General features: G+C 61.8%; 13 protein-coding genes and 2 pseudogenes. 6 read left to right on the top strand and 9 right to left on the bottom strand.

From position 1 onward, the window contains the following. Nucleotides 1-113 precede the first annotated feature (113 nt). From VWZ81_RS14780 to VWZ81_RS14745, 8 genes are all read right to left on the bottom strand, one after another. On the bottom strand, nt 114-824 hold the full coding sequence (locus tag VWZ81_RS14780) for a transporter substrate-binding domain-containing protein (RefSeq protein ID WP_340545220.1): 711 nt from the start codon (nt 822-824) through the stop codon (nt 114-116). Nucleotides 825-859: 35 nt separating this feature from the next. Further along, on the bottom strand, nt 860-1,639 hold the full coding sequence (locus VWZ81_RS14775) for an ABC transporter ATP-binding protein (protein WP_340545221.1): 780 nt from the start codon (nt 1,637-1,639) through the stop codon (nt 860-862). 278 nt (nt 1,640-1,917) lie between these two features. Beyond that, on the bottom strand, nt 1,918-2,703 hold the full coding sequence (locus VWZ81_RS14770) for a phosphate/phosphite/phosphonate ABC transporter substrate-binding protein (RefSeq protein ID WP_416542888.1): 786 nt from the start codon (nt 2,701-2,703) through the stop codon (nt 1,918-1,920). Next, nucleotides 2,700-3,140, bottom strand: coding sequence for a TerB family tellurite resistance protein (locus VWZ81_RS14765; protein ID WP_340545223.1), 441 nt, complete (start codon nt 3,138-3,140; stop codon nt 2,700-2,702). Before VWZ81_RS14765 ends, VWZ81_RS14770 begins: the two co-directional genes overlap by 4 nt. Next, nucleotides 3,137-3,679 (bottom strand): TerB family tellurite resistance protein, encoded by a 543-nt coding sequence (locus tag VWZ81_RS14760; RefSeq protein WP_340545224.1) that lies wholly within the window; start codon nt 3,677-3,679, stop codon nt 3,137-3,139. The genes VWZ81_RS14765 and VWZ81_RS14760 overlap by 4 nt, the downstream gene beginning before the upstream one ends. A gap of 42 nt (nt 3,680-3,721) precedes the next feature. Continuing rightward, the gene (locus VWZ81_RS14755; RefSeq protein WP_340545225.1) at nt 3,722-4,015 is read right to left on the bottom strand and encodes a DUF1330 domain-containing protein; all 294 of its coding nucleotides are present in this window, start codon (nt 4,013-4,015) and stop codon (nt 3,722-3,724) included. Between the two features lie 280 nt (nt 4,016-4,295). Further along, entirely contained in the window at nt 4,296-7,382 is a 3,087-nt protein-coding gene (locus tag VWZ81_RS14750) for a valine--tRNA ligase (RefSeq protein ID WP_416542889.1), read from the bottom strand. 434 nt (nt 7,383-7,816) lie between these two features. Beyond that, on the bottom strand, nt 7,817-8,254 hold the full coding sequence (locus VWZ81_RS14745; RefSeq protein ID WP_340545227.1) for an Lrp/AsnC family transcriptional regulator: 438 nt from the start codon (nt 8,252-8,254) through the stop codon (nt 7,817-7,819). Between the two features lie 121 nt (nt 8,255-8,375). Between VWZ81_RS14745 and VWZ81_RS14740 the strand changes: the two genes are divergently transcribed. The 5 genes and pseudogenes from VWZ81_RS14740 to VWZ81_RS14720 form a co-directional block, all read left to right on the top strand. Beyond that, nucleotides 8,376-9,527, top strand: a complete 1,152-nt coding sequence (locus tag VWZ81_RS14740) for a type III PLP-dependent enzyme (protein WP_416536286.1) — start codon at nt 8,376-8,378, stop codon at nt 9,525-9,527. A 114-nt stretch (nt 9,528-9,641) separates the two neighbouring features. Next, on the top strand, nt 9,642-11,939 hold the full coding sequence (locus tag VWZ81_RS14735) for a xanthine dehydrogenase family protein molybdopterin-binding subunit (RefSeq protein WP_416542890.1): 2,298 nt from the start codon (nt 9,642-9,644) through the stop codon (nt 11,937-11,939). Next, nucleotides 11,917-13,116: a DUF2235 domain-containing protein gene (locus tag VWZ81_RS14730; protein ID WP_416542891.1), complete on the top strand. Its 1,200-nt coding sequence runs from the start codon at nt 11,917-11,919 to the stop codon at nt 13,114-13,116. The genes VWZ81_RS14735 and VWZ81_RS14730 overlap by 23 nt, the downstream gene beginning before the upstream one ends. A gap of 555 nt (nt 13,117-13,671) precedes the next feature. Then, a pseudogene (locus tag VWZ81_RS14725) lies at nt 13,672-14,320 on the top strand (tyrosine-type recombinase/integrase); the annotation flags it as partial. 44 nt (nt 14,321-14,364) lie between these two features. Next, nucleotides 14,365-14,808, top strand: a pseudogene (locus VWZ81_RS14720) (transposase); the annotation flags it as partial. Nucleotides 14,809-15,325: 517 nt separating this feature from the next. Here VWZ81_RS14720 and VWZ81_RS14715 read toward each other — a convergent pair. After that, entirely contained in the window at nt 15,326-16,339 is a 1,014-nt protein-coding gene (locus VWZ81_RS14715; protein ID WP_340545232.1) for a hypothetical protein, read from the bottom strand. 114 nt (nt 16,340-16,453) lie between these two features. Between VWZ81_RS14715 and VWZ81_RS14710 the strand changes: the two genes are divergently transcribed. After that, nucleotides 16,454-17,491, top strand: coding sequence for a helix-turn-helix domain-containing protein (locus VWZ81_RS14710; protein WP_416542892.1), 1,038 nt, complete (start codon nt 16,454-16,456; stop codon nt 17,489-17,491). Nucleotides 17,492-18,103: the final 612 nt, after the last annotated feature.

Below are 18,103 nucleotides of genomic sequence, written 5' to 3'. Positions count from 1 at the left end.
GCGGGCCTCGTTCGGACAGGGACCGGTCAGGGCGCCACAGCGGAGCGGGACCGGTCAAGGGCGAAGGGGGGCCATGCCGCCCCCCTTCCTTGATATCAGGATGATGCGAGGGCTCAGAACCGGCCTTCGATTTCCCATTTTTCCAGCAGGGCGTTCAGCGAGCCGTCTGCCTTCATCGATTCGATGGCAGCGTCGAACTTGCCGCGCAGCTCATCATCGGATTTGCGGAACGCCATGCCGATGCCACCGCCCAGCAGCACGTCCTCTGCAACGAAGGACAGCTCGGTTTCGTCGACGATCGGGATCAGGAAGTCCTTGTCGGCCATGACCGCGTCGACTTCGCCAGCTTTCACCGCAGCGACGGTTTCATCCGGGGTGGGGAATTCGACCAGGGTGGCGCCGGTGGAGGCGACATGGGCGGCCTGAATGGTGGAGGCCTGTGCTGCCACAACGGCGCTGTTCACATCGACATCAGCCGACATCGCCGCATAGGCGGAGGGCGACGGGCGGGTGTAGCCGGTGGTGAAGTTCACAACTTCCTTGCGCTCTTCGGTGATCGACATGCCGGCGATGATGGTGTCGTAGTTGCCCGACAGCAGGTTCGGGATGATCGAATCCCAGTCATTGGTGACCCATTCGCAGTCCAGTTCGGCGCGCTTGCACAGCTCGTCGCCCAGCTCACGCTCAAAACCGTCAACCTGACCGTCGTCGTTCAGGAAGTTGTACGGAGGGTAGGCGCCCTCGGTGCCCAGACGCACGGTGTCGGCCATCGCGATACCGGCCGTAAGAGCCAGCGCAGCGGTGCTGAGGATAAGAGATTTCATGAGGTTACTCCCGTTTGGTTTGGTTGTTATGATGATTATTTACCGTGTCGCGTGGAGGCAAGAAAGCCCCGCAGGCGTTCGGAGCGGGTGTTGCCAAAGAGTTCGTCCGGGCAGCCTTCTTCTTCGATGAGGCCCTTGTGCAGAAAGACGATATGGCTGGACACATCTGCGGCCATGTTCATGTCATGGGTCACGATGATCATGGTGCGGCCTTCGGCGGCGAGATCCTTGATCACCCTGACCACTTCCTGTTCCAGTTCGGGATCAAGAGCAGAGGTCGGTTCGTCAAACAGCAGCGCCTCGGGTTCCATGCAGAGTGCGCGCGCAATGGCGGCGCGCTGCTGCTGTCCGCCGGAGAGCTGCGCGGGATAGGCATCGCATTTGTCGCCGATCCCCACCTTGGTGAGGTATTTGCGCGCGGCCTCCTCGACCTCGGCACGGTCGCGACCGAGCACGGTCAGCGGCGCCTCCATGACGTTTTGCAGAATGGTCATATGGGCCCAGAGATTGAACTGCTGGAATACCATCGACAGGTTGGTGCGGATGCGCAGCACCTGTTTCGGGTCCGCGGGACGCCGCGCAAGACCGCGTCCTGACCAGCGGATCGGTTCGCCTTTGAAGAGGATGTCACCCTCCTGGCTGTCCTCCAGGAGGTTGCAGCAGCGCAGCAGGGTGGATTTGCCCGAACCGGATGATCCAATGAGAGAGACCACATCGCCCCGGTGGGCGGTGATATCAACACCTTTGATCACTTCCAGCTCGCCATATGACTTGTGCAGGCCGCGGATTTCCAGAACTGGTGTTGTGTCGGTCAAGGTGTCTCTCGTTCAATTGTCGTTGAATTCGTCCTTATTGGACCGAAAAAAAGAGCGGATGCAACGTGCAAACCGATAAGGCCGGTGCGGAATTTATCATTTTGGCGGGTAATCTGATCAAATTGTACTCATACATGTGGAGGCTGTGGCAGATGCGAGATCTGCCTGTAATCAATGGGCGAGTTTGTGGCCCTTCGACTGCTCGCGGCGTGGTTGTCAGGCCCTCGCGCCCCCTCCGGGCCTGCTCAGCGCGGGCCCTGAGGGCGGGAACCAAGGGGTCAGACTGCGGCCTGCTGGCGGATGGATTGTTCCGTCAGCACCGGCCCGAGCGGTGTCGGGACCGCCAGATAGGCGCCGGGGGCAATATCGCTGACGCCCTTCAGGTGCAATACCTGACGGTGGGTCTCGTCCAGCTCGGCGACAGCCTGGGCCACGGCGGCGCGCAGCGGAACCGGATCGCGGGTCCGGGCGGTGATCAGCGGCAGGCCCGGCGTCGGTTTGGTGCGGGCGATTTCCACAAGCTCCGTCACCCAGTCGTCATGCTGCTGCATCAGCGCCCAGCTGACGGCATCAAGTGCCGCGAAATCTGCGGTCCCGTCGGCGACGGCGCGGGCGGATGCGCGATGGCTGCCGGATTGGAACAGGCTGCCGGGCAGCAGCGAGAGGTCGCGCAGGTGCATCATCGGTGCGGCCCAGCCCGATTGCGAGAGCGCTTCGTTATAGGCAAAGCTGCCGCCCGCGATGGTCCGAAGATCCGCGCCGGATCGGTCGCGATGGGCGACAAAGACGCTGGTGTAATAGCCCGGCGGACAATCCGCGACGCCGTGGTCCAGCGTGGTGACCAGATTGACCTGTTCATAGAGCCGCGTGCGGTAGGGCAGGCCACAGGTCTGCGCCAGCAGCAGTGTCGAATCGGACCAGATCGACCAGAGGTCGCCGCCTCGGCTCAGGGTTTCGGGGGCCTCGATTGAGGCATCGGCCAGAGCGCTGCGGATCGCCTGCCACAGGGCATCAAGCGCTGCGGCGGTTTCCGGGCGGTCATACATCGCCAGGCTGGCAATCATGAGCTGGCCTCGGCGCGTTGGCGGGCGCGGGCGCTGTCCATATCGCTGACCCCGAGCAGGCTGGCGGAAAGCCGCAGGAGCGCATCCTCGGCGTCGTCGCGTTTGCCATCGGCCAGCACCACCTGCCACAGCGCCTCGACCACGGCCATGCGGTTTTCATAGGGCACCGCGTCCTTGATCGCGCGGGTGAAGCGGACGGTGTCGGGGGCCTCGGCCTCCAGCGCCTCGGCCTGTTCGCGCAGCAGGATCGCACCGCCCATGTCGAGGTCGTAACGAGCGCGCAGGATCCGGTCGATCCGGTCCCGTTCGTCATCGGAGTAATTGTGATCGGAGCGCGCAATCCGCACCAGCAGCGCGCAGAGCGCCAGTCGGGCGTCGCGGTCATCCAGCGGTTCGGGCGCGGGCGCCAGAAGCCGTCCCAGCAGTTCCTTGATCATGGTTGCGGTTCCCTGTCTGGAATGGGCGGCGGCGGGGTGTCCTCGGCCGTGCCCACAGCCTGCGGTCGCTGGGCTGCGGCAATGGCTGGCTCCGGGGCGAGCAATTTGCCCTGCGCGCGGGCGCGGGCGGTGTCGCTGTCGGCCCTTGACAGACCCATCGCCTTGCGCGCGTCTTCGACGATTTTCATCTCGCCGGGGTGTTCGTGACCATCGGCCAGCACCACCTCCCAGAGCGCATCCAGCGCCGCGAGCCGTTCCTCAAGCCCGGTTGTTTCGCGGATCAGACGCCCGAATGTGTCGGTTTCCGGCGCGGCGGCATGGAGTTTTTCGCAGGCGGCACGGACCTTTGCCGCCTCGATCGCGTCGTGCTGGTAAAGGCGAGCCAGAATGCGGTCGATAAGGCTGATTTCTTCCAGCTGGTAGTCGCGATCCGATTGCGCCACACGCACCAGAAGCGCACCCAGCGCCAACTCGGCATCCGGGTCCGGCTGGGCGGGGGTCTTTTGCGGTCGAAAGACCTGAAACAGTTTCTTCAGCATGGCATTACTCTACTGTTGAGTGCGTCCAGGGCCAAGCGGGTCCTAGTCGCCGTAGCCTTCGATGATTTCCATGTCGCCGGTTGCGACCGGATCGCGCAGCGCCTTGGCCTGCTGGTAGGCGACAGAATCATAACAGGCCTTGGCGGTGGCGAAATCCTTGAACTCGATGACCACGGTGCGCGCACGCGTCTGGCCTTCGCGCACTTCCTTGGCACCACCGCGGATCAGGAATTTCGCACCATATTCGGCAAAGGCGGTGGCATTGGCTGCGACGTAGTCCTTGTAGCGGTCCATATCATCAACGTCGACATGGGCGACCCAGTATCCTTTGGGCATGGGGGGTCCTTTCTGGCGCGGATATCAAGCTGTTGGCACAGGCTGATACAGAACCGGAGCAAAGGCAATGACCGCGTTGTGTGGTTTTTCCCCTTATGGGGACGATTTGACGGGATGGCTCAGCCAGGAGTGCAAATCGGGGCGGCAGATCGCGCCGTTTATGCAGGGCATATGACCTGATCGCGGGCGGTTGCTGCCGCGGCGCTGGATCTCATCTTTGGAGATCGTACCGGGGCAAGCCGGTAGGAATACCAATGGCTTGCCCCGCAGTTTGTTGTGATCAGCCGATCTCGGCAAGGCGCGCGAGCGCTTCCTTCACCTTGGCTTCTTCTTCCTCGCGCAGGTTCAGGTTTTCGCGGGCCTCGGCGACCACCTCTTCGGGGGCGGAGGCCGCGAATTTGGGGTTGTTGAGACGTCCGCGCAGGCCGCCCAGCTCCTTGGCCAGCTTGCCCAGGGTCTTCTCCAGACGCGCCTTTTCGGCGTCCACGTCGATGACATCCGCCAGCGGCAGGCCGAAGGAGGCGCCGGGGGCGGCGACGCTGGCGCAGCCCTTGGGGAAGGTGTCGACCTGTTCCAGCGTGGTGATGCGGGCCAGTTTCTGGATCATCGCCTCGTTCTTCTCCCAGGCGCTGCGCGCCTGATCGGAGAATTCGGTCACCACCATCGGGATCTTGGCGCCCGCCGGGACGTGCATCTGCGCGCGGGTGGAGCGGATGTTCTCGATCGCGGTGATCACCCAGTTCATTTCGGCGTCCGCATCGGCGTTCACCAGCTCGGTGCCATAGGTCGGCCAGTCTTCATGCACCAGCATGTTTGACCGCTTGGCGGTATTGCCCCACAGCTCTTCGGTGATGAAGGGCATGATCGGATGCAGGAGGATCATGCACTGATCCAGCACCCAGCCCAGCGTCTGCCGGGTTTCGGCGATCACCGCCTCATCCTCGGAGCCGAACAGTGGTTTGCTGAGTTCGATGTACCAGTCGCAGACCTTGCCCCAGACAAAGGCATAGAGACCGAGGGCCGCGTCGTTGAAGCGGTAGGCGTCCAAGGCGGCATCCACTTCCACGCGGACCTTGGCGGTCTCGCCGATGATCCACTGGTTCACGGCAGCCTTGGCATCGGGGATGTCATAGGCCGGGGTGTCGGCGTCATAGACGTTGTTGAAATGGGCAAAGTTCACCGCATTCCACAGTTTGGTGCCAAAGTTGCGGTAGCCTGCGATGCGCTGCATGTCGAGCTTCAGCACGCCACCAAGGCTGGCCATCGCCGCATTGGTAAAGCGCAGCGCGTCGGCGCCGTATTCGTCGATGATATCCAGCGGATCGACGACGTTGCCGGTGGATTTCGACATCTTTTTGCCCTTGGCGTCGCGGACGAGGCCATGAAGGTAGACGGTGTCGAAGGGGATGCGCTGTTCGACCGGCAGATCCTGATCCAGAACCGCCAGCTGCATCATCATCATCCGCGCAACCCAGAAGAACAGAATGTCCTGACCGGTGACGAGGGTCGAAGTCGGGAAGTATTTCTGCATCTCGGGCGTGTCTTCCGGCCAGCCCAGGGTGCCGATCGGCCAGAGGCCGGAGGAGAACCAGGTGTCCAGCACGTCGGGGTCGCGGAAGAGCGGTGCTTTCCCTTCCAGAGCAAGCTTCTTGGCCTCTTCCTTGTCTGCGGCAAACACAACGTCTTGGTTCCAATGGCCGTAGTGTTCTTGAGCTTGCCTCAAGACTTCACTTTCCGAGGCTCCACAGAACACTGCAAACTCGCCCTTATGGTGCTTCTCCATTGATGCCTTCGCGGCGTCAGGGTCTTTCACGAACGTGTTGCAGAGATGCTTCGCGCCATACCAAACTGGGATCTGGTGGCCCCACCAGAGCTGGCGCGAGATGCACCAGGGTTCGATGTTTTCCAGCCAGTGGTAATAGGTCTTCTCGCCGCTCTCCGGCAGGATCTTGACGGTGCCGTCTTTCACGGCGTCCAGCGCCGGGCCAACGATTTTGGCGGCGTCCACAAACCACTGGTCGGTCAGCATCGGTTCAATGACCACTTTGGAGCGGTCGCCAAAGGGCTGCATGATCGGCTTGTTCTCGACATAAGGCGTGGTCTCGGTCACCTCGGTCTCGTTGCCGTCCTCATCCTTTACCGTTCTGCTGGTGGTCTGCATCACGGCGAGACCTTCGGCGGTGATGTCAGCGACCACGCGTTTGCGTGCCTCGAAACGGTCCAGGCCACGGTATTCTTCCGGCACCATGTTCATCGCGGCGATGCTGGCTTCGGTGAACTCTGCCTCGCCATTAGCGATGGCCTGTGCTTTGGCGGCTTCCTCGGCATAGGGCGCGCCGTCGCTGCGCATATTCGCCTTGGTATCCATCAGGTTATACATCGGAATGCCGCCGCGTTTGGCGACCTGATAGTCGTTGAAATCATGCGCGCCGGTGATCTTTACGGCGCCAGAGCCGAAATCCTTGTCCGGGTATTCATCAGTGATGATCGGGATCAGGCGGCGGTGCGCCTTGGGGCCGACAGGGATTTCGCACAGCTTGCCCACAATAGGCGCGTAGCGTTCATCCGAAGGATGCACAGCCACCGCGCCGTCGCCCAGCATGGTTTCGGGACGGGTGGTGGCGATGGAGATATAGTCGCGCTCTTCCTCGAGGATGACATTGCCGTCCTCGTCCTTCTCCACATAGGTGTAGGTGGCCCCACCGGCGAGCGGGTATTTGAAGTGCCACATGTGGCCCGCAACCTCGATATTCTCCACCTCAAGGTCGGAGATCGCGGTCTCAAAATGCGGGTCCCAGTTCACCAGCCGCTTGCCACGGTAGATCAGCCCCTTGTTGTACATCTCAACAAAGACCTTGATCACCGCATCGTGGAAATTGGGCGAATTCTCATGGCCCGTACGGGTGTCGCCCGCAGCGCCGGCCATGGTGAAGGCGGTGCGATCATAGTCACAAGAAGCGCCAAGGCGCTTCAGCTGGTTGATGATGGTGCCGCCGGATTGTTCTTTCCATTCCCAGATCTTTTCCAGGAACTTCTCGCGGCCCAGTTCTCCGCGGGAGGGCTGCTGGGTCTGGGCCAACATGCGCTCCACCACCATCTGGGTGGCGATGCCCGCGTGATCGGTGCCGGGCTGCCAGAGCGTGTCATACCCCTGCATCCGTTTCCAGCGGATCAGGATGTCCTGAAGCGTGTTGTTGAAGGCATGGCCCATGTGCAGGACGCCCGTGACATTCGGGGGCGGGATCATGACGCTGTAGGTTTCGCTGCGCTTGGCGTTTGCACCTGCGCGGAAACAGCCTGCCTTTTCCCAGGCCTCGGAAAGCCGGGTTTCGGCTTCGGCTGCGTTAAATGTCTTGTCCATCGCCATCGGAATGTCCTGCCTGCGTATCCATCTAATCGGCTCATCCCATAGCGAATGGCGGGGGAAAGGGAAAGGCTCGATAGGAGGCGGCGGTGCTGGCGGGGCGGTGTTGGCGGATGATTTTTGAAAAACCAAAATTAATTTGGAACGATCGCGGTGATAACGGCGTTTTAAGCTTAATCCGGCACGGTTGGTGGTGGGGATATCGGGATGCAGATGACAGTGAGTGATGTCGCGCCCGGGTCACCGAGGTGGAGTTCCAAGCCGCCTTTGTCCACAGGGATCTCCCTCGGATCCTGATTGCCGATGTCTATGGTTTCAAGCCGCCCGGGCGCCCTTGATGCGGATACCGCAGGGGCGGCCGGGCGCACGACTGTTCACGTTTTCCAGGGTTTGGATGTGGTGGGAGGCTTTGGCACGTGTTGCGGCGCGTTGGAACACTATTGGCCGGTGCGGTCCAGTTTGGTTGCGAGATGGATCAGGCTTTCGGAAGAGCGCACGCCGCGTGCCTCGCCGATGCGGTCAATGGTTTCGTCCAGCTCCGCCGTGGTCTGCGCCACCACCTGTGCCAGAAGGTCAAAGCGCCCCGAGGTGGTATGGACCACCTCGACGCCGGGTAAGCCGCGCAGCCGGGCCAGCACCTCGGGGCCGGAGCGGGGTTCAATCGAGATCAGCACCGTCGCCTGAAGCGGCGGACGCGCCTGCGACGAGGTGCGCAGCGTGTAGCCGCTGATCACGCCTGAGGTCTCCAGCCGCTCGATCCGTGCCTGCACCGTCGTGCGCGCCAGCCCCAGACGCCGGGCCAGATCCGCCACAGGGCGGCGGGCGTTCTCGCGCAGGAGCGTCAGCAGATGTTGGTCGGTTTCGTCGGTTTGCATGTTTGACCTGCGATATGACGGTGATTTTCGTCACTATAGTCAATGTGACGAGCGAAATCGACGGGGTTTCGGCGGAAACTGATAAAAACACCACCGAATATTCCAATTAGGGCCGTTCCCCATGCAGCAGATCCCACCCCTCTGGCTTTCCCCTGAAACCCATCTGGCGCGCAGCACCCCGGATCATCCGATCCTCTACTTCTCGCCGCGGGTGCTGCATGATGTGGCCAACCGCTTTCAAAAAGGCTTTCCGGGGCTGGTGACCTATGCGGTGAAGGCCAACCCGCATCCTGCTGTGCTGTCCAATCTGGTGGCGGCGGGGATCACCGGTTTTGATGTGGCGTCGCCTGCGGAAATGGATGCGGTGCGCGCGGCAAGCCCCGATGCGGTGATGCATTACAACAACCCGGTGCGGTCGGAGGTGGAGATCGCTGCAGGGATCGCCCATGGCGTTGCCAGCTGGTCTGTGGATGAGGCCAGCGAGCTGGACAAGCTGGCCGAGGTGCCCAAGACCTGCGAAATCGCCGTGCGCTTTGCGCTGCCGGTGGCCGGTGCCGCCTATGATTTCGGCAGTAAATTCGGGGCCGAACCCGAGCTAGCGATTGAGCTGCTGAAACGGGTGGCAGCTGAGGGCTGGACCCCGGCCTTGTGTTTTCACCCCGGTACCCAATGCGAGGATGAGAGCGCCTGGGTCGAATATGTTCATGCCGCCAAACGGATCGTGGATGCCGCCGGTGTCCGCATTGCCCGGCTCAATGTCGGCGGGGGGTTTGCTGCCAACCGTGACGGGGTGGCGCCGGACCTGGAAAAGGTTTTTGCGGCGATTTCAGCTGCCGCCGATGAGGCTTTTGGTGCGGAGAGGCCGCAGCTGATCTGCGAGCCGGGGCGCGCGATGGTCTCTGAAAGCTTTACCCTGGCGGCGCGCGTCAAGGGGATGCGCAAGCAGGGCGCGGTGGTGTTCCTGAACGACGGGATCTATGGCGGGCTGGTCGATATCCGCGACATGGGCCTGCCGGGCCGGGTCGAGGTGGTGGCCGCCGATGGCACCCGCCGGGTGGCGGACTGCCAGCCGCGGGTGGTCTTCGGGCCGACCTGCGACAGCCTGGACCGGCTGCCGGATGGGCTGCCGCTGCCAAGCGACACCCGGATCGGTGACTATGTGCTGTTTCCGGGGCTTGGTGCCTATTCCTCGGCCATGAGCACGCAGTTCAACGGTTATGGGCTGTCGGACGTGGCGACAGTGATCGAGCTGTCTGGACAAGCGCGCCCCTGAGGCTAGTCTCGCTTTTGACAGGATCAACACGGCGGCGCGGGGCGGACCCGGCGCCGCTGTGGACGTTTTGCAGCTGAAACGCGATCCGACACGCAAGGCAGGTCAGGGGCAGTGATGGATAAATTCGGCAAGAGCCAACCCGTGAGACGGGTCGAGGATGTGCGGTTTCTGACCGGGCAGGGGCGCTATCTGGAAGATATCGCGCCAGCCGGGGCGCTGAGGGCCTGGGTGCTGCGCAGCCCTGTCGCCCATGGCACCATCACCCATCTGGATCTCGACATGGCGCGCGAGGCCGACGGCGTCGCGGCGGTGCTGGCGTTGGCTGATCTTGAGGCAGCTGGACTGATCGTGGGCATGGACGGTGCCGTGGTGACCAACCGCGATGGCAGCAAGGCAGCTGCGCCTGAACGGCCAATGCTGGCGCGCGAGCGGGTTCGATTTGTCGGTGAGCCGATTGCGGTGGTGATTGCCGAGACGCTGGATCAGGCGCGCGACGCAGGTGAGATGATCGAGCTTGATATCGACGATCTGCCCGCGAAACTGGATCTGGTCGCAGGGGGCGAGCAGCTGCACCCGGAGGCGCCTGACAACCGGGCCTTTGACTGGGGCATGGGCGATGAGGCCGCGACGGACGCCGCATTCGCCGCTGCCGCCCACCGGGTGGCGCTACAGGTCGAAGACAACCGGATCATTGTCAACACGATGGAGCCGCGCGGCTGTTTTGCGCGCTGGGCCGATGGCCGGTTGCAGTTCACCTATGGCGGTCAGGGCGTCTGGGCGATGAAAAAGCAGCTCAGCGAGAAGCTGGGACTGGCGCCCGAGGCGGTGCATGTCACCACACCGGATGTCGGTGGCGGCTTTGGCATGAAGGCGATGCCGTATCCTGAGTATTTCGCGGTTGCCCATGCCGCGCGGTTGCTGGGTCGGCCGGTTCTGTGGGTCTCGGACCGTACCGAGGCGATGCTGAGCGATAATGCCGGGCGCGATCTGACCTCTCTGGCGGAGCTGGCCTTTGATGCGGATCTGCGCATTACCGGCTACCGGGTCCACAGTCACTGCAACCTTGGCGCCTATAATTCACATTTCGGCCAGCCGGTGCAGACGCAGCTGTTCAGCCGGGTGCTGGCCGGGGTCTATGACATCCGCGCCACCTGGCTGCGGGTTGAGGGGATCTATACCAATACCGCTCAGGTCGATGCCTATCGCGGGGCCGGTCGGCCGGAGGCGATCTATGTGCTGGAGCGGGTGATGGATCACGCCGCTCACGCGCTGGGCGTCAACCCATGGGAGTTGCGGCGACGCAATTTTATCCGCGCCGACCAGTTTCCCTACCAGACCGCAACGGATGAGATCTATGACCTCGGCGATTTCCACCAGCTGCTGGCGCGCACCGAAGAGGCGGCAGATCTGGCGGGATTCGCTGGGCGCAAGGCCGCTGATGCGGAACGCGGAAATTTACGGGGCGTTGGGCTGTGTTACTATATCGAAAGTATTTTGGGCGATCCTTCTGAAAGCGCGGAGGTCGCCTTTGAAGCGGAGGGTCGGGTGAGCATCTATGTCGGAACGCAGAGCAACGGGCAGGGCCATGAAACGGTCTATGCGCAGTTTCTTGCGGATCAGACCGGAATCCCTGCCGCCGATATCACCGTGGTGCAGGGCGACAGCGACAGGATTGCCCAGGGCGGCGGCACCGGCGGATCGCGTTCGGTGACCACCCAGGCCAATGCCACGCTTGCAGCCGTCGATGTGATGATCGCCGCCTTTACCCCCTTCCTCGAGGAGGAGCTGGGCGTCGCCCATGGCTCCGTCACCTTTGACGGGGAACGGTTCACTGCCCCGGGCAGCAACCAGCGGCCAAGCCTGGTGGAGGCCGCAGAGATGGCCCGTGCGCAAGGCCGCCACGAGTTGCTGCGTCACGCGGCACGGGCCAAACTGCCGGGGCGTTCGTTTCCAAACGGAGCCCATGTTGCCGAGATCGTGATCGACCCGGAAACCGGGCTGAGCCATGTCGATCGCTACACGGTGGTTGATGACTTTGGCAATCTCATCAACCCGTTGCTGGCTGAAGGTCAGGTTCATGGCGGGGTGGTGCAGGGGCTGGGGCAGGCGATTCTGGAGCGTGTCGTCTACGATGCCGACGGGCAGCTGCTCACAGCATCGTTTATGGACTATGCCTTGCCGCGTGCCGCCGATGTGCCGATGATTGAGGTAGGCTTTGCGCCGGTGCCATCGACCCAGAACCCGATGGGTATGAAAGGTTGCGGCGAGGCCGGAACCGTGGGGGCGCTGGCGGCGGTTGCCAATGCGGTGCAGGACGCGGTCCGGGAGCGCGGCGTTCAGCAGATAGAGATGCCGTTTACACCACTTAGACTATGGGAAGCATTGAGGAATGTCGCTGACGCAGCTGAGTAAGAGGATCCTGGGATGGCTTGGGCGGCCTTTGCGCTCCGAGCATTCCGCCGAGACCAAGCTGCGTGGGCCGCAGGCGCATGTGATCATCCTGGATGGCACCATGTCGACGCTGGAACCCGGACATGAGACCCATGCGGGCATGGTCTACCGGCTGTGCCGCGAGGTCGGCCCGCAGGTTTCGGTGTTCTATGAGGCCGGTGTGCAATGGCAGAGCTGGCGCAAGACGACGGATGTGATGATCGGGCGCGGCATCAACCGTCAGATCCGCCGAGCCTATGGCTATCTTGCCTCGCGCTATCGTCCTGGCGACCGGATCTACCTGATGGGCTATTCGCGGGGGGCCTATGCGGTGCGCTCCCTTGCGGGGGTCATTGACGAGGTGGGGCTGCTGAAGGCCGAACATGCCACGGTGCGCAATATCCGCACCGCCTACCGGCATTATCAATGCGGCGGGGCCTCGGCCAGCGGGATGCGTGATCATACCGCCACCAGCCTGCCGCCCGTGGCAGAGACGGGCGCAGAGACGGCCCCTGAACCCGATGCGACCGGTCATGGGCAGGCAATGGCGCAGACCGGAGCCTGTGTCGCCTCCACCTTCAGCGAGCGGTATTGCCACCGAAATGTGGAGATCGAAATGGTGGGGGTCTGGGATACGGTGAAGGCGCTGGGTCTGCGCCTGCCGCTGCTATGGCGCTGGGCGGAGCGGCGACACGGATTTCACAACCATCAGCTGGGCCGACATGTGAAGAACGGCTTTCACGCGCTTGCGCTGGACGAAACCCGCCGGGTGTTTGAGCCGGTTCTCTGGGAATGCCCGGATGGTCACGACGGCAAGGTTGAGCAGGTCTGGTTTCGCGGCAGCCATGGCGATGTCGGCGGGCAGCTGGGCGGGTTCGAAGCGGCGCGGCCGCTGTCAAATGTCTCGCTGGTGTGGATGCTGGAACGGGCAGAAAACTGTGGCCTACCGCTGCCGCGCGACTGGCGGATGCGGTTTCCGGTTGATCCGACGGCGCCCTCCGTCGGGACCTGGCGCGGCTGGGGCAAGATTTTCCTGCTGCGCGGCAAGCGGCGGGTCGGGCTGGACAGCAGCGAGAGGCTGCACAGCAGCGTTGGCGCCAATGCCACCGACAAACGTCTGGCGCATTGGCAATCAGAGATGTCGAAGGCAGCCCGCTAGGCGCGCAGTAGGGCGCGCCATTGTCTGTGAGCGGCTGTGGGGGCCGGGATGGTGGATGCGCTGATGACGAGCACACAGCTGCGGGCAAAACCTGGCGGCTGCGGGAAGAACACTCATAGTCGTTGGTCCGAAAGGGGGCAGGCCTGAGGGCAGGTTGCGGCTGAAGTTATTCGCCGCGCTGGAGGAGGTGTGAGGGCAGGGAGATGTATGTTCCTGGTTCATCATATCCTGCGGCAATTTTCTGTGACATATTGCGTGGCCGCGAAAGTCATAGAGATGCCGACAGTTACGCCTCTTTGACCAGATGCGGTGCGTTCTCCGCGTCCTCAAGAAAAGCGCGTCAGGCTCGACCGCCCAAACACCCAGGATTTCGGACCCAGTCCGGCCCTTCACCACGAGCGTGCAACGGTCCGGAGCGCGGGACGGGGACGAAGCCGCGACGGCGGCAGGGGCGCTCGGTGATACCGTTGCGGGATGATCTGACGACTGAGATTTTGGGAATGGGCGTGTCTGTCTGACGATTGGGGTCTCTCAATCAACAGACAGGAGTTTCCCATGGCGGACATGAAGTTGACACCGCTTCGAGAGCGGATGATCGAAGATATGCGGATCAAAGGGCTCGGGGAGAGTTCGCAGAAGGCGCACATCCGGGCCGTTCGATATTTTGCCGAGTTTATTGGCCGATCGCCGGATACTGCAACGCCCGAAGACCTGCGCGCTTACCAGCTGCATATGGTGAACACGAACGTCACCCCGTCGACCAACAATGCGCGGCTTGTCGGGCTGCGGTTCTTTTTCGAGACGACGTGTAAACAGCCCGAGATGAAGGATTGCCTGCACTTTCGCACGGAACCGCGCAAGCTTCCGGTGGTGTTCAGCGCCGAAGAGGTGTTCGAGATCCTCAGGGTCGCGCCCGGCCCTCGGCTTAAGTATCGAGCGGCGCTCAGTATTTCCTACGGTACAGGGGTGCGCGCGTGGGAAGATTTGCAATCTCAAGGTCACGGATATCGACAGCGATCGGATGTTGGTCCACGTCGAGAAGGGCAAAGGCGGTAAGGATCGCAAGGTGATGCTGTCGCCCGGATTGCTGGACCTTCTGCGTGACTCCTGGCGTGAGGCTCCACCGGATGGCTGGCTCTTTCCCGGAAAGCCCCGGGTCAACCCGCTCTCACCGCGGCAATTGCATCGCGCCTTCAGCGCAGCCAACTGCGCCTCACGTCGGCCATCGAGATCCGTCGCACGGAAGCGCTCGGCGCCCGTGTCGGCTTGACCAGCGTGCTGCATACCTGGGGCTCGGCGTCTTGCTGAAAGCACGCCTCCGGCGTGGCCCCATCATCCCCACATCCACATGATCGTCCCGGGTGGCGGCCTGCCGCCGGACGGCACCCGGTGGGTCGCGTGCAAGCCCGGATTCTTTCTGCATGTCGCCTGCTGTCGCGGCTGTCCCGGCTGGTGTTTCTGGACGGGCTGATGGCGCTGCACCGCACAGGACAACTGAGGTTCTCTGGTGATCTCACCTTACTGGCATACCTGTCCCACTACACCCGCCGCATCGCCATCTCCAACCACCGCCTGGTCAGCGCTGATGCAAACACCGTTGCCTTCAAATGGAAAGACTACCGGATCAAAAGTGGGGATCGCATGAAGACAATGCGGCTCAATACGTATGAGTTCATCCGCCGCTTCCTGATGCACGTCCTGCCAAACCGGTTCCATCGCATGCGCCATTACGGCTTCCTGGCAGGTGCCGGTCGCAAAGAGGCTTTGCCCCAATCCAATCCATGCGTCGCAACGGGGGCCAAACCGACGCAGTAAGGCCGATAAACGAGACCAACCCCATGCCAAAGGCACCTGCGCGGAGCCTACAAACTCAGAAAAACCGCGAAACTCTAACCGATATTATGGACCGATGTCTGCGCTTTCCCCATAGCACGGCGCTTCCATCCCGTGGCTTCCACCTTGTCAGATTGGTTAACGCGGTCCACACGCATGACACGAGCCTAACCAACTGATATAAATGGAAAAATATTAGATAGAACGGGCTTCCGCTGCGGCTGCGCCAAGATCATTTTTGATGATTTAGCGGCGTCAAAACCGGTCCTTTCCGCCGGTGTTAGAAACTGTTGAGTCTTGGCAAAGAGTGCTGCCTTCGGCGCTGTTAACTGGAAGCCGCACTCTTTTTTATTGGTGGATCGAGCGAGAGCCTCTCTTAGAGCTCAAGACCAAACGTAATTGCGTCAATCAGCTGCAAGTGCGCAGTGGTGCGATCCGCGCCTTTCGGGTCCGTGCAGATCGGGTCGTCCTGCTCCTCTTCAAGCAACGCGGCGGCACCAGATTTGCAGGTGCCGAGGAACGTGAAGTGGTTTGCCGCTGCAATCTCAACGTATGTTGCATCGGGCAACCTGTTCGCGAGGTCATTTCCATCCGGTCCCACGTCAACAGCTCCGAGTCTGTCTGCATCACCCAGGTTGATGAGAGTAATCCCCGCCAAAGCGCCCTGGAGCGTCCCTGGATCAGCGGCACCGCCAAAGCCGGGGTCGACAATCACGGCCCGTGAGATGCGCGGGTCGCGTGCATCCGCTTCGAAACCGGGGTAGTCGGCAAACCGTACTCCGCCACGGCGGAAGAAAACGCAATCAGCAGCATCGGGACCAGTGCTGCAATTCGTGTCTTGCGCAGCACCATCGAAGCGGACGCCGGCCATTCCGAGAGCGGTGGTCCCGCCCAAGGAGAATCCGACGACGCCAATCCGATCTGGATCGATGAATGGCGCAAAAGCAGGGTCAGCGAGGATCATGTCGAGCGCGGCCGTCAGGTCATTTGCGCGCGCGCCCAGATCAACCGATCGGCGAGGGGAACTATCGCCGCTTGTGGATCCCGGATGGTTCACCGCCAAAACAATCGCCCCGTTCGCGACAAGGCCGCTTGTCAGCCATCCCAGGCTATCGGAATTACCGCCTGATCCATGGGACAAAAGTACAAGCGGATGCTCTCCCTGTGCAATGGCGGGGCCAATGAACGCGAAGGTCGGGTCGAAGATCGGACCATCGCCGACAGGCGCGCGATATGTGGGGTTCGCTGCCGGATACCAAATCGAGGCGGCGATGGGGCTGGCGCGGTGGTCGGCCGTCAGATCGAACCGGTCATAACCGGGCAGCATATCCGCCGCAACCGGAGCCGCGATTGGCAATCCAAGCATGGTGAGAAGGGCAAGGCGTTTCATGGGAACCTCCGTTTTTGAACGCATGCCAATTGATGTGCGGATAAAGGCAGTTTATCGCGTCCTATTTTCGGGATTCAGGTCGTCACAATCCGGATTTTGGACAATAGTCGTGGCATGCCCATGCTCCCGATCCCTGCTTTTGCAGCCATTGTCCTCGCGTATCTTGCCGCTCGCACCTTTATGTCAGAGGGCAGGCCGCTGCTTGTCGCCTTCCTTACCGCCTGCGCGGTTCAATCTCTTCTGGTCGCTCTGGTTCTGGGCTACGATATTGCGTGGCTCAGACCCATTTTGCCAGTCAGTGCCACGGTCATCCCGCCGCTCGCCTGGATCACATTGCAGGATGCCCTGATCAGCCGGATATCGCTGCGTCAAACCGTGCTGCACGGCGCGGCCCCGTCATTTACACTGTTCTGTCGTGTCTTCGCGCCCGAGACGACGGATATCGTCGTGCCGCTAGTCTTTACTGGCTATGGCTGCGCGATCCTATATCTGTTGCACAGCGCCACAGACATGCCCCTTGCCCGGCTGGACGCCGGGCGAGTCCCTAAGGTTCTTTGGCAGGTCCTGGGCTGGGCGTTGATTGCTTCCGCCCTCAGCGACGTTCTCATCGCGGTCGCCTTCATGACGGGCAACGAAAAATGGGCTGGATGGCTGATCACCTTCTCTTCGTCTCTGGTGCTTGTGCTTTTGGGGTTGCTCAGTGGCAGCCCCTCTGCAGCGGGTGTGGTTGGCGAAGACCCAGATGAGCCAGCTCCACGCCCCAGAGAGACGAGTAAAGAGGACATCGAAATCCTGGAAGTGCTTGAGACGTTTTTGAGGCGCGAGCCCATGCATCTTGATCCCAACCTGAGCTTGTCGCGGCTTTCGCGCCGCTTGCATCTGCCGGAGAAGCGCCTTTCGATGGCCGTCAACCGCGCGACCGGTGCCAATGTCTCTCGCTACATCAATAGCTGGCGCATTCGTCATGCCTGCAAGCTTATCGAGGATGGTGCAACCGTCACCGATGCGATGCTGGACAGCGGTTTCAACACCAAATCGAACTTCAATCGGGAATTTGTACGAGAGACCGGCGTTCCGCCGAGCCAATGGAAACGCGGAGTGCAACCATCTGCAAATGTGGCGCGGATTTTCGACGCGGGCAAAGGTGTTTGAACCGGTAAGCGTTTGAACATTATCCCCCTGCAAGCCGCCAGGCGCAAGAAACGGCCCTTTTGCCACGCACAGCCTGAAGCCCGAAGTCTCGGGAAAATCTCGCGCCACAACCCTGTGGCAAAACCTCGTTTGGTTTTAGCATGTTTTAGGCTGCCGACGGCCAACCTGTCATTCGTCGCCCCGCAGCATCCCTACACGTTGGGCTCAAACTGTTCGTCTGGAGCACCTTTCGCGAACGGCTGGTTTTGCGCTCCGCTGCCTCCGGTGCAACCCGCAGCATCCCATGAAGCAACTTGGCCCTGGCGAGCGTCCGCTTCCGGGGAAATGACCATGGAGTTTCGCACCAGCAGCATCATTGGCGCGGCACCACTTATCTACGACAGCTTTGGGCTGTGTCCTTCCCTTAGCTGAGTATCCATTGGGGTACTGGATTGTGACTTTATCGACTAATTCAGAGACCGAATCATCACCGTGAACTGCAGCGCCCTTCCTGCGCTGGAAGGTTTGTGGCTTTTTCCGAGGCTCGGGGCTCCATCCCCAGGATTGACGGAAAAGACCTCTTAAAAGCGCTGATTTGTGCTCTCGACGCATGATTGCCGCCTTGACGCGGTC

Source organism: Phaeobacter sp. JH20_34, assembly GCF_048056095.1.
GTDB classification, from domain to species: Bacteria; Pseudomonadota; Alphaproteobacteria; order Rhodobacterales; family Rhodobacteraceae; genus Phaeobacter; species Phaeobacter bryozoorum.
The sequence above is the reverse complement of the archived record's forward strand: the minus strand, read 5'-3'. Positions and strand labels throughout refer to the sequence as shown.

What these genes read in the sequence shown, in the direction of transcription:
- VWZ81_RS14740 (WP_416536286.1), top strand. Translation starts at nt 8,376, where the DNA reads ATGCAGCAGATCCCACCCCTCTGGCTTTCCCCTGAAACCCATCTGGCG.
- VWZ81_RS14765 (WP_340545223.1), bottom strand. Translation starts at nt 3,140, where the DNA reads ATGATCAAGGAACTGCTGGGACGGCTTCTGGCGCCCGCGCCCGAACCG.
- VWZ81_RS14770 (WP_416542888.1), bottom strand. Translation starts at nt 2,703, where the DNA reads ATGATTGCCAGCCTGGCGATGTATGACCGCCCGGAAACCGCCGCAGCG.
- VWZ81_RS14760 (WP_340545224.1), bottom strand. Translation starts at nt 3,679, where the DNA reads ATGCTGAAGAAACTGTTTCAGGTCTTTCGACCGCAAAAGACCCCCGCC.
- VWZ81_RS14750 (WP_416542889.1), bottom strand. Translation starts at nt 7,382, where the DNA reads ATGGCGATGGACAAGACATTTAACGCAGCCGAAGCCGAAACCCGGCTT.
- VWZ81_RS14780 (WP_340545220.1), bottom strand. Translation starts at nt 824, where the DNA reads ATGAAATCTCTTATCCTCAGCACCGCTGCGCTGGCTCTTACGGCCGGT.
- VWZ81_RS14755 (WP_340545225.1), bottom strand. Translation starts at nt 4,015, where the DNA reads ATGCCCAAAGGATACTGGGTCGCCCATGTCGACGTTGATGATATGGAC.
- VWZ81_RS14730 (WP_416542891.1), top strand. Translation starts at nt 11,917, where the DNA reads ATGTCGCTGACGCAGCTGAGTAAGAGGATCCTGGGATGGCTTGGGCGG.
- VWZ81_RS14710 (WP_416542892.1), top strand. Translation starts at nt 16,454, where the DNA reads ATGCCCATGCTCCCGATCCCTGCTTTTGCAGCCATTGTCCTCGCGTAT.
- VWZ81_RS14715 (WP_340545232.1), bottom strand. Translation starts at nt 16,339, where the DNA reads ATGAAACGCCTTGCCCTTCTCACCATGCTTGGATTGCCAATCGCGGCT.
- VWZ81_RS14735 (WP_416542890.1), top strand. Translation starts at nt 9,642, where the DNA reads ATGGATAAATTCGGCAAGAGCCAACCCGTGAGACGGGTCGAGGATGTG.
- VWZ81_RS14745 (WP_340545227.1), bottom strand. Translation starts at nt 8,254, where the DNA reads ATGCAAACCGACGAAACCGACCAACATCTGCTGACGCTCCTGCGCGAG.